Raw genomic sequence first — 14,889 nt, forward strand, 5'->3', positions numbered from 1 at the left:
CGGATGACGACGGTCCCGGTGCTGATTCTCGTTAGGCGTTTCGGCGTCTAGCGCCTAGCCGCGTCACCGTCGTGCCGTATCGGTCTTAGCGCGCTCCGCGGCAAAGGGTTCCGTGGCGTTCCAGCCCGGCCACATCCGCCCGTCGGCGATCTCGCGGCCGAGCGCATAGGCGACGCTGCCTTCCTGCGCCGCACCGGTCATGTCCCAGCGCGCGTCATATTCGTCGCAGGTCTGGTGATAGCAGCGCGCGTTATAGGCGCTGCGCTTCGCCTCGCCCGCCGCCATGCCGCCGGCGAGGATGTCGCGGCCGGCGCGGAAATAGACGCCTGGCACGCCCTTGGCGGCGAAGGCATAATGGTCGGAGCGGTAATACCAGCCCGCTTCGGTATTCTCCTCGGGGTCGACGCGCAGGCCCTGTGCCGCGGCGACGCGGGCAAGATCGGCCTCCAGCGGCGTGCGGCCGACGCCGATCAGCTCGAGATTGCGGGTACGGCCGAGCACGACATGCGGGTCGAGGTTGAACTGCGCCGCGGTGGTCGCGAGCGGCAACGCCGGGTGATCGGCATACCAGGTGGCGCCGAGCAGGCCCTTTTCTTCGGCGGTCCACAAGGCGAACACCACCGAGCGGCGCGGACGCGGTGCGGCCGCGAAGACGCGGGCGATGTCGAGCAGCGTCGCGGTACCGGTGCCATTGTCGATCGCGCCGTTGCGGATGCGGTCGGCGGGCGGGTCGAAATCGTTCTCGCCATAGGCGTCCCAATGGGCGCCGTAGAGGATGCTGCCCGCGGCGGGATCGCTGCCGGGCAGGATGCCGACGATATTGTGGCTTTCGGTGCGATCGAGCCGCGTCGTCAGCGTCGCGCTGAACGTCGCACCCGGCAGGACGATGCCGGTGAAGTCGGCGCGCTGCGCACCGCGCTTGGCGGCGGCATAGTCGAGCCCTCCCTGCGCGAGCAGCCGGACGCCGATATCGTTGCGCAGCGTGCCGCGCAGGCCGAAGGCGGGCGGCACGCTGCCGGTATCGAGCGCATAGCCCGGCACCGCATCGCCGTTCGCCAGTTGCAGCCACGGATAGCTCGACGGGAAAGTGTCGTGGATCTGCACGAAGGCGGCGGCACCGCGCTTCTGCGCCTCGGCGAGCTTGGTGCGCGCGGCGGGGCTGGAGGCGCGGCCGCCGAAGCCGAGATCGCGCCCCGCCTCGGCATCGGGATCGCCGGCCAGCGCCACCACCAGTTTGCCGCGCACGTCGATGCCGCGATAGGGATCGTAGCCGAGCCTGGGCTCGACCACGCCATAGCCGACGAACACGACGGGTATGCGGTCGAGCCGCGTCTCGCCGACGATGCGCGAACTGGCGGAGATCTCGACGCCGGCCCGCAGGGGGAGGGCGGTGCCGCCGAGGTCGAGCGTCATGTCGGCGCGCTCGCGTGTCCAGCGGAGCAGGGGGACGCGCTGGCGATAGCCGCCGTCGCCGGCCGGCTTGAGGCCGAGCTTGGCGAAGCGTTTTTCGAGGAAGTCGAGCGTGACCGGTTCGCCCGCCTGCGTCGGGCCGCGACCGTGAAAGCCGTCCGCGCTGAGCGTACGGACATCCGCCTTGATCCGCTCGGGCGAGAGGATCGGCGGCCTGGGATCGGTCGCTGCGATCAACAGCAGGGCGAGCGGGAGCAGGCGGTTCATGGCGGCGAAGGTGCCGCGGTTCCGGGCGGCGCACAAGCGGGGCTTGCGGAGGTTTCCGGGTGACGTTCGACTATTCCATTCGTCACCCCGGACTTGTTCCGGGGTCCACTGTGCGGCGAGGAGACCGGCTTGAGCGGATAAAGCGCGCTTGCGGCTGGGTGGACCCCGGAACAAGTCCGGGGTGACGGGTGGGTGGGGAGAGGTCCCGGGGTAACGGGGGTCGTTTCCGCACTTGCGGCCCGCCCGCGCGCCATGACAAAGCCGCGCGGATGACCGCTTCGCTCCCCGCCCTCGGCCTCGACTTCGGCACCACCAACTCGGTCGCCGCGATCGCGCGCGGCGACGCGGCCGAACTCGTCATGCTCGACGCGCCCGACGGCGCGCAGGCGGTGTTCCGCTCGGCGCTGTGCTTCTGGGAGGACGGCGACGTGCGCGGCGGACTCGCATCCGAGGCGGGGCCGTGGGCGATCCGCGAATATCTCGACTTCCCCGAGGGCAGCCGCTTCATCCAGTCGTTCAAGTCGGTCGCCGCCAGCGCCACCTTCGAACATGCCAACGTCTTCGAACGCCGGTTGCGCTTCGAGGATCTCGGGACGCTGTTCGTCGACAAGATGCGGGCCCGCGCGCGCGGCCGGCTCGACGGGCCGATGGCGCGGATCGTCGTCGGCCGGCCGGTCGCCTATGCCGGCAGCCGCCCCGACGAGGCGCTGGCGCGCAGCCGCTACGATCTGGTGTTCGGCGCGCTCGGTGCCGAGGTCCATTACGTCTACGAACCGCTCGGCGCCGCGTTCAGCTATGCGGCGCGGCTGACCGAGCGCGCGACGATCCTCGTCGCCGATTTCGGCGGCGGCACCAGCGACTTTTCGGTCGTCCGCGTCGACGTGCCGGGCGCGGCGCAGCGCTGCGTGCCGCTCGGCCATGCCGGCGTCGGCATCGCCGGCGACCGGTTCGACCAGCGGATCGTCGACCGGCTGGTGATGCCCTTGCTCGGCAAGGGCGGATCGTATCGCTCGTTCGACAAGGTGCTCGAGATCCCCGGTGGCTATTTCGCCGATTTCGCCGACTGGTCGCGGCTCGCGCTGATGCGCAACAAGCGGACGCTCGCCGAGCTGGAGAAACTGCGCCGCTCGGCGCTCGATCCCGAGGCGATCGGGCGGATGATCGCGGTGATCGAGCAGGAACTCGGCTACCGGCTCTACGACGCGGTCGGCGGGCTGAAGCGCGCACTGTCGGAGGCGGAGCAGGCGCGTTTCGTGTTCGAGGGCGCCGGCCTCGCGATCGAGGCGGAGGTGACGCGCGACCAGTTCGAAGCGTGGATCGCGCCCGACATGCTGCGCATCGACGCCGCGGTCGACAGCGCGCTGGCCAGCGCCGGGGTCGAGGCGGCGGACATCGACCGCGTCTTCCTGACCGGCGGCACCTCGCTCACCCCGCGCATCCGCCGGCTGTTCGACGCGCGGTTCGGCGCCGAGCGGATCGCGACCGGCGGCGAACTCACCTCGATCGCGCACGGCCTCGCGCTGATCGGCTTGCAGGACGACATCGCCGCCTGGGCGAACTGACGCGAACCCGCCTGCGATATCGACCCTTGCCGTTCGCGTCCTGTCGCGCCTAGCATAGGTCACCCCTTCTGCCGGAGATTTCCATGCGCGCCATCCTGCTGTCCTCGCTTGCCCTGCTCTCGGTCGGCGTGCAGGCGCAGCAGCAGCCGGCGGGTGACATTCCGGCGCAGTTCAAGCTGGTCGACACCGCCAACGATTACATCAAGCGCGAAGTGATGATCCCGATGCGCGACGGGACCAAGCTCTACACGGTCATCGTCATCCCCAGGAACGCGACCAACGCGCCGATCGTGCTGACCCGCACGCCCTATAACGCCAAGGCGCGCGCCAACCGCAGCGACAGCGCGTCGATGCTGGCGACCTTGCCGCTCGCCGACGAGATTTTCGTCAAGGGCGGCTATATCCGCGTCTATCAGGACGTGCGCGGCAAATACGGGTCGGAAGGCGACTATGTCGTCACCCGGCCGGTGATCGGCCCGCTCAACCCGACCAAGGTCGATCACGTCACCGACGCCTATGACACGATCGACTGGCTGGTGAACAAGGCGAACCTGCCGCAGTCGAACGGCCGCGTCGGCATGATCGGCTCGTCCTACGAGGGCTTCACCGTGGTGATGGCGCTGCTCGCGCCGCATCCTGCGCTCAAGGTCGCGGCGCCGGAAAGCCCGATGATCGACGGCTGGATGGGCGACGACTGGTTCCATTACGGCGCCTTCCGCCTCGCCAATATCGCCTGGCTCGGCGGGCAGACCGGCTACAAGGGCAACGGCACCGTGCCGCCGACCGGCGGCTGGGACGATTACGACAATTTCCGCGAGGTCGGCTCGGCGGGCGACTGGGCGAAGAAGTCGGGCTACGACCAGCTCCCTTATTGGAAGCGGATGTCGCAGCATGCCGCCTATGACGACTTCTGGCAGGGACAGGCGCTCGACAAATTGCTCGCCGCCAATCCGTCGAACGTCCCCACGCTCTGGGAACAGGGATTGTGGGACCAGGAGGATATGTACGGCGCGATCACCGCTTGGGAGGCGCTGAAGGCGAAGGGCAAGGCGGGCAACAATTTCCTCGTGATGGGGCCGTGGCGGCACAGCCAGGTCAATCGCGACGGCCGCAGCCTCGGGCCGTTCCAGTGGGACGGCGACACCGCCGCGCAGTTCCGCGAGCAGATGGTGCTGCCGCTGTTCGACCAATATCTCAAGGACGGCCCGGCGGCGAACCTGCCGCAGGCGGCGATCTACAATACCGGCGAGAACCACTGGGACCGCCTCGCCAACTGGCCGCTCGCCTGCGAGAGCGGCTGCGCGGCGCCGCTCAAGCCGATCTATCTCCAGGCGGATGGCGGGCTGGGCTTCGACAAGGCGGCGGCGGGCGGGGACAGCTATGTCTCCGATCCTGCCAAGCCGGTCCCGCACCTGCCACGCCCGGTCAATTTCAAGGACGGGCGCTGGGGCGACTGGCTAGTCAGTGACCAGCGCGGATCGGACGGGCGGCCCGACGTGATGACCTATACGACGCCGGTGCTGACCGTGGCGATGCGCGTGTCGGGCGCGCCGATCGCCGATCTCTATGCGGCGACGACCGGCACCGACGGCGATTTCGTCGTCAAGGTGATCGACGTCTATCCGGCGGAGAATGCCACCGATCCCAAGATGGGCGGATACCAGCTGCCGATCAGCCTCGACATCTTCCGTGGCCGCTATCGCGACAGCTTCGCGCAGCCGAGCGCGATTCCGGCCAACAAGGTGCAACATTACCGCTTCCGCCTGCCGACGGTGAACCACGTTTTCCAGCCGGGGCATCGCGTGATGGTGCAGGTCCAGTCGAGCCTGTTCCCGCTCTACGACCGCAACCCGCAGACCTATGTGCCCAACATCTTCTTCGCCAAGCCGGCGGACTACAAGAAGGCGACGGTGACATTGCGCCGCGGTGGTGCGACGCCGAGCGCGGTGCTGTTGCCCGTGGTGCCGGTGGAGCAGGCGCAGGCGCGGGGACAATAAGTCACCCCTGCGTCGTCGCGCGTTTGGCCGAGCCGTCGCGCAGCGCCCAGCGCAGCACCGAGCCGATTCCCGCGACGCCGGCGCGGACCGCGGGCTTGCCGAGCGGCGGGCGGTCGAGACTGTGCATCCGCGCCGCCCAGTCGGGGAGGAGGTCGATGCCGCCCTCCATCAGCACGGTCTGCGCGGGCGCCATCGCGAGGCTGGCGGGTTGCTGGCGGAGCAGCGCGCGCGAGACTTCGCGGGTGCGGTGGTCGACGCGTAGCTGCGGGCGGATCGCGAGGAGATAGGCGTCGAGCGCGGCGCGCGTCCTGGGTACGCCGGTCGCGCCGAGCCGCTCGGCGACGACCGCATATTCGGCGAGATAGCGGTCCTGCTCTGCCGCCGGGAAGGCGGGGTCGCGGTAGCGGCGGTGGGCGGCGAGGAAGCTCGCGACCTCGGCGACATGGACCCAGGTGAGCAGGTCGGGATCGTTGGCGCTGTAGGGCGTGCCGTCGGGCAGCGTGCCGGCGACGCGGTCGTGGATGCGCCGCACCTTGGCGATCAGCGCCTCCGCGGTGGCGGTCGAGCCGTAGGTGGTGCCGGAGATGAATTGCGCGGTGCGACGCAGCCGGCCGAGCATGTCGCGGCGGAAGTTGGAATGGTCCCATACCCCCGCCAGCGCGCCCGGATGGAGCATCTGGAGCAGCAGCGCGGCGACACCGCCCGCCATCATCGCGGTGAAGTCGCCATGGACGACCCAGGCGGCCGAGCCGGGGCCGAACAGGCCGTCGTCGCCGGGCGGGCGGGTGAGATCGACCGCGCCGTCGCCAAAACCGACCAGCCGATGCACCTGAGTCTGGATCGTGTCGCGAAGATCGGCCATGCTGTGTCATCTAGTGCGGCCCGGCGGCCAAACCAGTGACGGGAGACGTAACGATGCGCCTGGCTCTTTCGATGTTCGCAGCGGCGGCACTGACCACCGCGGTGGTGGCGCAGGACAAAGCGGCGCCCGCCGGCCCGGCGATCACGCGTGCGCTCGCCGATCCCGCCCGCGCCGATCAGGCGGGCGACGATGCGCGGCGACAGGCGGCGGCGGTGCTCGCCTTCGCCGGGGTGAAGCCGGGCGACACGGTGGTCGATTACCTGCCGGGCGCAGGCTATTGGACGCGGATCTTCACCGGCGTGGTCGGGCCGAAGGGCAAGGTCTATGCGCTGTGGCCCGCCGCCGGCGCGAAATATGCCGAGAAGAGCCTGCCGGCGTTGCAGGCGCGCGGCCTCGCCAACGTCGTCGCGCAGGTGCAGCCGACCAACCTGCCGACCACGCCGCAGCCGGTCGACCTGTTCTGGACGGTGCAGAATTATCACGACATCCCCAACAAGAGCGCGGGCGAGCCGGCGTTGCGCGCGTTCGACGCAGCGGTGTTCAAGCTGCTCAAGACGGGGGGCACCTATGTGGTGATCGACCATGCCGATGCGCCGGGCACCGCGATGTCGGGCACCGAGACGAAGCATCGGATCGATCCGGCGGCGGTGCGGCGGCAGGTCGAGGCGGCGGGGTTCCGCTTCGCCGGCGCGAGCAAGGTGCTGGCCAATCCGGCGGACGACCATAGCAAGAACGTGTTCGATCCGGCGGTGCGCGGCAAGACCGACCAGTTCGTGCTGAAGTTCCGGAAGCCGTAAACTCGAATATTCCTCTCCCGCCAGGGGGAGGGGGACCAGCGAAGCTGGTGGAGGGGGAGGAAAGAGTGGGAGCCTGATCGCAAAGCTTCCACCCTTTCCTCCCCCTCCACCATTCGGCTGGCGCCGAACGGTCCCCCTCCCCCTTGCGGGGAAGGAATTGGGGGCCTTTTGTTCGGGTTGCGCGTTACCTCGCCGACTTTTCGGAAGGGAATGCCTGTGCCGTCGTTGACCAAGACCCTCGCCGCCGGACTCGCCGGTGGCCTCGTCGCCAGCCTGGCGATGAACCTGTTCCAGTCGGTGAGCGCGCCGGCGTTCGGGCAGACGGGGAGCAACGACGATCCCTCGACGGTCAAGGCGGCGGACAGCGCCAAGCAGGCCGTCACCGGCGATGCGGTGACGCAGAAGCATCGCGCGGCGGCGGGAAGCCTCGTCCATTACGCCACCGGCGCCGCCCTCGGCGCAGGCTATGCGCTGGCGGTGCGGCAATGGCCCGAGTCGAACGCCGGATTCGGATCGGCGTTCGGGGTCGGCGTCGCGACGATGCTCGACGATGTCGCGGTGCCGGCGTTCGGCTGGGGCCCCGCACCGACCGAGACGCCGCCGGCAACGCATGCCTATGGGCTGGTCAGCCATGTCGTGTTCGGGCTGGTGCTGGAAGGCACCCGGCGGGCGATCGTCGAGGCGCTCGACTGAGCCCAATTGTGGCAGGATTGTGGCAACGTGGACAAGATGGACATCTTAACGGAAACGATCCGGATCGATCGTTTCCGATTTGGTGGTGATTGGTCGGCGATGTGAGCGCAATCGTCGGTCATTCGGCGTCGTCCTCACCCTTCGCCGCCTTCGGCGTCTTTCCCCCTCCCGTATGGGAGAAGGAGTGAGGTGACGATCTACGATTCGGATGGCGTGTAGGACAGGGGTAGCTTGTTCCCCTTGTGGTTCAACGCGCTACCTTATGCCGCGTCCTATACCGCGGCGCGCAGGGTGGCGCGGACGCCTTGGGGGCGGGGTTCGTATTCGACGATCGTCTGCAGGCTCTGCGCCATCGCGCGGATCAGCTTGGTGCCGAGGCCGGTGCCCTTGGGCGTCGCTTCGGCGGGCATGCCGCAGCCGTCGTCCTCGACCGAGAGACGGAAGGCACGGTCGCCGTCCGCCGCCAGCATCACGCGGATCTCGCCGCCGTCGCCGGCGGGATAGGCATATTTGCAGGCGTTGGTGACGAGTTCGGTGACGATGACGCCGAGCGAGACCGCCTTGTCGGTGGGCAGGCGGATCGGCTCGGCGGCGACGCGCAGCGCGTGCGGGGCGTCACCGCTGGTCAGCGTCTCGGCGAGTTCGGCGACGAGCGAGCCGAGATAGTCGCGCATGTCGACGCTCTCGACGTCGTTGGCCGAATAGAGGCGGCGGTGGACCTGTGCGATTGCGCCGATCCGCCTTTGCGTATCGTCGAGCGCGGCGCGCGCGGTCGGATCGGCGAGCGCGCCCGCCTGCAACCGCACCATCGCCGAGACGAGCTGGAGCGAATTGGCGACGCGATGATTGACCTCGCCGAGCAACGCCTCGAGCCGCGCGTTGCTGGCGCGCAGATCCTCCTCGGCGCGCGCCTTCTCGAGCGCCAGCCGGCTGCGGTCGAGCACCTGATCGAAACTGGCGGCGAGCAGGTCGAAGAAGTCGTCGCCGATGGTCTTGACGACGTAATCGGCGGCGCCCGCCTTGAGCGCGGCGACCGCGATCCGCCCCTCGTCCGAACCGGTGACGTAGACGACCGGCGGCATGACGGGGAGCGCGGCGAGCCGTTCGAGCGTCTCCAGCCCGTCCATCCCCGGCATGTAATGATCGACCGCGATCAGGTCGAACGGCTGCGAGGCCGCCAGCACCAGCCCCTCGGCGCCGCCCTCCGCGGTGGTGACGCGATAGCCGCGCCGCGCCAGCCCGCGCGCGGCGAGGCGGCGGATGCCGTCGTCGTCGTCGATATAGAGTACGCTGGGGTTGGCGGCTTCGGCCAGATCAGTGTTCCTCGACCGCGGGAACCTGGATCACCGACAGGAACAGGCCGAGCTGGCGGATCGCCTGCGCGAAGCTTTCGTAATTGACCGGCTTGGTGATGTAGACGTTGCAGCCGAGATCGTAGCAGCGCTGGATCTCGATCTTGTCGTCGGTGGTGGTCAGCACAACGACGGGGGTCCGCTTCAACGGGCTGCCTTCCGCCTTGATCCGCTGGAGGATGTCGGTGCCGCTCATGTCGGGCAAATTGAGATCGAGCAGGATCAGCGCCGGCGCGCCCTTGGCGGGACCGTCCTCGGCCTCGAACAGATGGTGGAGCGCCTGGGTGCCGTCGGTGAAGTGCTTGATATCGTTGAGGATGCCGGCGCGACGGATATTCTTCTCGATCAGCCGGGCATGGCCTTCGTCGTCCTCGATCATCACGATGCCGACGGATTGATGGGCGTTCATGCTGCGCTGTCCTGACTGACGTAGGTCTTGGGAAGATTGAGGCGGAAGGTGGAGCCGCGGCCCGGTTCGCTCTCCACGTCGATCGTGCCGCCGAGACGATAGGCGAGCGCCCGGACGTGCGCCAGCCCGATCCCCTCGCCGGGCTGGTCCTGCTGGCCCGACCGGCGGAACAGGTCGAAGATGCGCTGGTGATCGCGCGGATCGATGCCGCGTCCGTTGTCGGCGACCGACAGGATGACGCGGTCGCGCCGCGCCTCGCCGGCGACGGTGATGACGCCGGGACGGCCGGGCTGGAGATATTTGGTGGCGTTTTCGATCAGGTTCGACAGGATCTGTTCGAGCGCGACGCGGTCGGTGACCACCGGCGGGATCGGGCGGTGCACGCTGAAGCTGATGCCGCGCTCGTCGAGCAGGTGGCGGATCGAACCGGCGACGGTGTCGGCGATAGCGCCGGGGTCGATCGTCTCGGGTGCGATGACGCGGCGGCCCTCGCGCGATAGTTTGAGGATGGCGTTGATCAGCCGGTCCATCTTCTGCGTCGAGGTGCGGATGAAGCCGATCGATTCGGGCAGGTCCTCGCGCACCGCGAGCCGCGCCTCCTCGCTGACGATATGCGGCGCCTCCGCCTCGGCGCGGTCGACCAGTTCGGTGAGCGGGGCGGTGGCGGCGGCGAGTTCGGCAGTGAAGCCCATCACGTTGACCAACGGCGAGCGCAGGTCGTGGCTGACGATATAGGCGAAACGCTGGATCTCTTCGTTGGCGCGGCTGAGATCGGCGGTCCGCTCGTGGACGGTCTCTTCGAGATGCTCGTTGAACTCGCGCAGCGAATCGCGCGAGCGGGCGAGGTCGCGGGTATAGCCGAGCACGGTCAGCAGCGAGGCGAGCGCGACGAGGGCGAGCAGCACCGCGGCGAGCGCGAGGATGCCGTAGAAGATGCGCACGCTGCGTTGCTGCGCGGCGTCGCGCTCGGCGAGCAGGCGGCGTTCGGTCACCGCCATCCGTTCGAACGCGTCGCGGATCGCGGTGAGGCGGCGGACGCTCGCCTCGGTGCGGAACAGCGTGACCGCGGTGTCGGCGCGGCCGGCGTCGATCAGCGCGATCGTGCGCGCGCGCTGGGTGAGCAGCGCCTGGATGTCGCCGCGGAGCTGCCCGAGCGTCGCGACCTGCGCCGGATTGTCGCGGGTGAGGCCTTGCAGATAGCCGAGCGCGGCGGGGGTCGCCGCCGACCAGCGATGATAGGCGTCGCGATATTCGGGGTTGCCGGTGAGCAGATAGCCGCGCCGCGACGCCTCGCCCTGTTCGATCAGGCGGCGCGCGTTGCTGACCGCCAGTTCGACCTCATAGGTGTGGTTGACGGAGCGGGTGTGGCTCTCGTTCTGCCCCGTCGCCCAGCCGGCGCCGATCCCCGCCGCGACGAGCGCGAGGAAGCCGAGCGCCATGAACGTGACGAGCAGGCGGCCGAAACGGCCCTCGGACACGACGAACGGATTGCGGACTTTTCTGATCACGCGCGCGGCTTTACGCGAGCCGATGTCGTTACGCCAGCGATGCTGTCGGGGTGGGGCGCGTGGCGATACCGGCTGTCCATCCCGTTCGCCCTGAGCCTGTCGAAGGGCCTGAGTCTCACCTGCCCCCTTCGACGCCGCCTGCGGCGTCGCTCAGGACAGGCTTCGACAGGCTCAGGGCGAACGGTGGGAGGCACATGCCGGCATGCGGGGTAGCGAAGCCTACAGCAGCAATTCCTGCGTGGTGGCGCGGCCGACGGCGCCGCCGCCGCTGCGGCGGTCCATCTCGGCATTGGCGGTGAAGCGGATGTCGGGATCGCGATCGGCCATGAACGCCATCAGGCTCTCGTGGTCGAGCTCGCTCCACGCCTTGCCGCGATGCGGGCCGTAGCGGACGCGCGGGATCAGGCCGGGCGTGCGCGACCAGTCGAGCAATTGCGCGACGCTCGCCTCGTTGAGCTGGTCGCGCAGATGATGCGCGGTGACATAGGCGTCGGGGAAGGCGCGGTGGACGGGCAGGCCGCGGTCATGATCGAGCCCGTCGGGTTTGCGCCAGTAGCGCAGCACCTGGTTGGAGAAGCTCGGCGAATCGGGCCAGAGGCGCAGCGCGCATTTCCAGGTGCAGATCCACTCCTGACCATGGGTAAGATTAGGAGTGCAGAATTGCTGCTCGAAATCGGCGCGGTGCGCGGCGAGCGCGAGGCGGCGCGGATAAGGATCGAGCACGCGGCGGGCGACGTCGTGCCACCACGGCGCCTCGGCGACATGCTCGTCGAGGATATGGTGGATCGCCTGGGTGATCGGCGGGATGGCGCGGCCGGGGTTGACCAGGATCGCGCCGCCTTCGCCTTCCAATTCCCAGCGGCCATCCTGCTGGAGCGCGACGTCCTGCCAGCCGATCTCGCACACGCCATGCGCCGGCGGCGCGCTGCCGGTGGTTTCGAGGTCGATGACGCGGATGATCTGGGGGGTGGGTCGCATTATGCCCTAAATGGGCGCTTGCGGGCGATTATGCCAGTGCGAAGGGGGCGGCCCTGCCGTTCGTCGTCGGGATGACGATCGGGCGGACCTCACCGATACTCGTCGTCGTCGATGTCCATCTCGCGCACCCCGCGCAGGCGGCGGGCGCGGTCGACGAGCTTGCGCAGGCCTTCGCGGCGCTCGCGCGCGGCGGGGATGTCGCGCAGCACGAATTGCGCGTTGCCGGTGGTGCGGTCCGACGAGGTGATGGTGATCGTGCCGATGTCGGTGATCTGGTTGACCAGCGAATAGTCGACGCGCACGTCCTTGATCCGGTACAGTTCGATCTCGTCGATCGACTTCATGACGAGGCCGCGCTTCACGATCAGCCGCTGGTCGGTGATCTCATAGGACGCCGACAGATTCTGTAGCCAGCGCACCGCGATGACGATCAGGCCGACGCCGATCGCACAGGCGAGGATGGTCAGCCAGCCGGTGAAGCTGCCGAACAGCCAGCGATTGGTGCTCGAGCGGAAATTGTCGACCGGCCGTTCCGTGCTGTAGGTCCCCACCATAAGCCGACCCTATCCGGCGCGCCGCGGCTGTCAATCGCGTGTGACGCCCGACGCCGCCAGCGCCGCGTCGATCGCGGCGAGCAGCGCGTCGAGCCCGGCCTGATCGGCGGATTCGGCGCGGGCGGTGAGCACGTCCTGCGTGTTCGAGGCACGCAGCAGCCACCAGCCCCGCGGCGTCGTCACGCGGACGCCGTCGATCGCGATCACCGCCGTGCCGGCGGCTTCGAGGCGGGTGCGGACCTCGTCGATCACTGCGAACTTGCGCGCGGGATCGACCGGGAAGCGCAGGTCGGGGGTGTTGACGAGCGGCGGCATCGCGTCGCGTAATTGGGTGAGCGAGCGGCCGGACAGATGTACCGCGCGGATCAATTGCACCGCGGCGTGGAGCGCGTCGTCGAAGCCGTACCAATCGTGCGCGAAGAAGATATGGCCGCTGAGCTCGCCGGCGATCGGCGCGTGGTGCGCGAGCATCGCCTCCTTCATCAGGCTGTGGCCCGTCGCGCCCATCACCGGCGTACCGCCGAGCTCGGCGATGCGGTCGAAGACGAATTGCGAGGATTTGACGTCAGCGACGACGGTCGCGCCGGGCAGATCGGCGAGCACCGGCGCGATCAGCAGGCTGAGCAACTGGTCGCCCCACAGCACGCGGCCCGCGCCGTCGACCGCACCGATGCGGTCACCGTCGCCGTCGAAGGCGATGCCGAAGTCGAGTCCCTCGCGGCGGACCAGCGCCTTGAGGTCGTCGAGATTATGTTCCTCGGTCGGGTCGGGGTGGTGGTTGGGGAAGCGGCCGTCGACCTCGGTGTAGAGCAGATGATGCTCGCCGGGGAGCTGCGCGGTCAGCGCCTCGACCGCGGGGCCAGCGGCGCCGTTGCCGCAGTCCCAGCCGATCCGGTAGCTGCCGCCGCCGTGGCCGGCGAGGAGCCGCGCGACATAGGCGTCGAGCACGTCGGCGTCGGTGACGGTGCCGGCACCCGCGCTCCACGCGCCCGCGGCGGCGAGGCGGGCGAGATCCTGCACGTCGGCGCCGTAGAAGGAGCGGTGGCCGAGCACCATCTTGAAGCCGTTGTCGTCGCGCGGATTGTGGCTGCCGGTGACGTGGATGCCGGCGTCGACGCCGAGCGTCGCCTCGGCGAAATAGAGCATCGGCGTCGGGCCGATGCCGATCCGCACCACATCGACGCCGCCCGCGGTAAGGCCGGCGACCAGCGCCGCCTCGAGCTCGGGCGAGGACAGGCGGCCATCGCGGCCGACCGCGACGCGGTGGCCGCCGGCGGCGCGAACGCGGGTGGCGAAGCTGCGGCCGATCGCCGTGGCGTCGGGGGTGCCGAGGTTGCGGCCGACGGTGCCGCGCACATCATATTCCCGCAGGATCGCGGGCGACAGGACGTGGCTCATCCGCCGCGGCGCAGCGCGCCGAGCAGCAGGTCGCGCGCCGCGTTGATCTCGGTGCTCGCCGCCGCCGAGCCGCCGCGATCGGGATGCGCTTCGGCGAGCAGGCGGCGATGCGCGGCGCGGATCTCGCTTTCGTCGGCCCCGGCGCGCAGGCCGAGCACCCGGTGCGCGCGCTGCGTGTCGGTGAGCGTCGCGCGTTTGGGGGCGGGGCGGAGATAATGCCAGGCGAACCAGATCAATGCGATCGCGAGCAGCCACTTCATGCGGCGAACTGCGGCGCGGCGGGCTCGGGCAATTGCAGTGCGCTCATCATCTCGCGCAACTCCTGGCGCGAGGCGACGTGGCCGAGGCCCATCGCGCCGAATTCCTTCGAATCGATCATCGTCAGCCCGGCGGGGAACAGCTCGCGATAGATGACGCGTTCGCCGAGGCCGGGGATGATGCGGAAGCCGACGCGCTTGGCGAGCTGGCCGAGCGCATCCGACACGCGGCGCATGTTGCGCGCCTCGATATGCTGCAGGCGGTTGCGCAGCACGACCCAGTCGATCTGGGTGCCGTCGGCGCGGGCGCGCTGCTTGCGCGCGTCCCAGATCAGCTCCGAATAGAAACTCGGCCGGGTGACGTTGAACGTCTCGGGATCGACCTGGCCGATCAGGTCGAAGTCGACGAAACTGTCGTTCATCGGCGTGACCAGGGTGTTGGACAGCGCCGCAGCGGTGCGCGCGAAATAATCGTCGCGGCCGGGCGTGTCGATGATCAGGAAGTCGGCACCCTCCGACAGGCGCTGCCACGTCTCCTCGAACACCGACTCGCTCTCGCCGTCGTGCGTCGCGTGGATCGGCATCGGCAGGTCGCTGCCGGTCCGCTTGATCGTCGCGGCGCGGTTCTCGAGATAGCGGCCGACGGTACGCTGGCGATGGTCGAGGTCGAAACAGGCGACCTTGGCGCCCTTGGCGGCGAGCGCGATGGCGACGTGCACCGCCGTCGTCGACTTGCCGGTGCCGCCTTTTTCATTGGCGAAGACGATGACGTGTGGCCCTGCGGGCACGGTTCGTTCCTTATCGATGCTGGCGGGTTGCTCGGTCACGACGCTCTTCATAGAAGC

The 14,889-nt window shown here is 69.1% G+C and carries 14 protein-coding genes; 4 read left to right on the plus strand and 10 right to left on the minus strand.

From position 1 onward, the window contains the following. Positions 1-63 precede the first annotated feature (63 nt). Positions 64-1,677, minus strand: coding sequence for a M28 family peptidase (locus tag MC45_RS17130; protein WP_038665765.1), 1,614 nt, complete (start codon positions 1,675-1,677; stop codon positions 64-66). A 269-nt stretch (positions 1,678-1,946) separates the two neighbouring features. Between MC45_RS17130 and MC45_RS17135 the strand changes: the two genes are divergently transcribed. Together MC45_RS17135 and MC45_RS17140 are read left to right on the plus strand one after the other, a co-directional pair. Beyond that, the gene (locus MC45_RS17135) at positions 1,947-3,239 is read left to right on the plus strand and encodes an Hsp70 family protein (RefSeq protein WP_038665770.1); all 1,293 of its coding nucleotides are present in this window, start codon (positions 1,947-1,949) and stop codon (positions 3,237-3,239) included. 83 nt (positions 3,240-3,322) lie between these two features. Next, on the plus strand, positions 3,323-5,236 hold the full coding sequence (locus MC45_RS17140; protein ID WP_038665773.1) for a CocE/NonD family hydrolase: 1,914 nt from the start codon (positions 3,323-3,325) through the stop codon (positions 5,234-5,236). A 1-nt stretch (position 5,237) separates the two neighbouring features. Here the strand turns inward: MC45_RS17140 and MC45_RS17145 are convergent, their stop codons facing one another. Then, a complete protein-coding gene (locus tag MC45_RS17145) occupies positions 5,238-6,098 on the minus strand; it encodes an oxygenase MpaB family protein (protein ID WP_038665776.1) in 861 nt (286 codons plus the stop codon). A 53-nt stretch (positions 6,099-6,151) separates the two neighbouring features. Between MC45_RS17145 and MC45_RS17150 the strand changes: the two genes are divergently transcribed. Together MC45_RS17150 and MC45_RS17155 are read left to right on the plus strand one after the other, a co-directional pair. Continuing rightward, entirely contained in the window at positions 6,152-6,895 is a 744-nt protein-coding gene (locus MC45_RS17150; protein WP_038667850.1) for a class I SAM-dependent methyltransferase, read from the plus strand. A gap of 216 nt (positions 6,896-7,111) precedes the next feature. Continuing rightward, a complete protein-coding gene (locus MC45_RS17155; protein ID WP_245640768.1) occupies positions 7,112-7,588 on the plus strand; it encodes a DUF1440 domain-containing protein in 477 nt (158 codons plus the stop codon). Between the two features lie 272 nt (positions 7,589-7,860). Here the strand turns inward: MC45_RS17155 and MC45_RS17160 are convergent, their stop codons facing one another. From MC45_RS17160 to MC45_RS17195, 8 genes are all read right to left on the minus strand, one after another. Next, the gene (locus tag MC45_RS17160) at positions 7,861-8,901 is read right to left on the minus strand and encodes a sensor histidine kinase (RefSeq protein WP_038665782.1); all 1,041 of its coding nucleotides are present in this window, start codon (positions 8,899-8,901) and stop codon (positions 7,861-7,863) included. 1 nt (position 8,902) lies between these two features. Next, complete coding sequence (locus MC45_RS17165) at positions 8,903-9,349, minus strand: response regulator (protein ID WP_038665786.1); 447 nt, start codon at positions 9,347-9,349, stop codon at positions 8,903-8,905. Continuing rightward, complete coding sequence (locus MC45_RS17170) at positions 9,346-10,857, minus strand: sensor histidine kinase (protein ID WP_038665789.1); 1,512 nt, start codon at positions 10,855-10,857, stop codon at positions 9,346-9,348. Before MC45_RS17170 ends, MC45_RS17165 begins: the two co-directional genes overlap by 4 nt. Before the next feature lie 219 nt (positions 10,858-11,076). Further along, positions 11,077-11,835 carry an exonuclease domain-containing protein gene (locus MC45_RS17175; RefSeq protein WP_038665792.1) on the minus strand — a complete coding sequence of 253 codons (759 nt, stop codon included), beginning with the start codon at positions 11,833-11,835 and terminating at the stop codon, positions 11,077-11,079. An 89-nt stretch (positions 11,836-11,924) separates the two neighbouring features. After that, positions 11,925-12,389, minus strand: a complete 465-nt coding sequence (locus MC45_RS17180) for a PH domain-containing protein (protein WP_038665795.1) — start codon at positions 12,387-12,389, stop codon at positions 11,925-11,927. 30 nt (positions 12,390-12,419) lie between these two features. After that, complete coding sequence (pgmG, locus tag MC45_RS17185; protein WP_038665798.1) at positions 12,420-13,787, minus strand: phosphoglucomutase/phosphomannomutase PgmG; 1,368 nt, start codon at positions 13,785-13,787, stop codon at positions 12,420-12,422. Further along, complete coding sequence (locus MC45_RS17190) at positions 13,784-14,047, minus strand: J domain-containing protein (protein ID WP_038665801.1); 264 nt, start codon at positions 14,045-14,047, stop codon at positions 13,784-13,786. The genes pgmG and MC45_RS17190 overlap by 4 nt, the downstream gene beginning before the upstream one ends. After that, positions 14,044-14,832, minus strand: coding sequence for a division plane positioning ATPase MipZ (locus MC45_RS17195; RefSeq protein ID WP_038667853.1), 789 nt, complete (start codon positions 14,830-14,832; stop codon positions 14,044-14,046). Before MC45_RS17195 ends, MC45_RS17190 begins: the two co-directional genes overlap by 4 nt. Positions 14,833-14,889 lie beyond the last annotated feature (57 nt).

Origin of the sequence: Sphingomonas taxi, from assembly GCF_000764535.1 — a bacterium.
In the GTDB taxonomy this organism is placed as follows: Bacteria; Pseudomonadota; Alphaproteobacteria; order Sphingomonadales; family Sphingomonadaceae; genus Sphingomonas; species Sphingomonas taxi.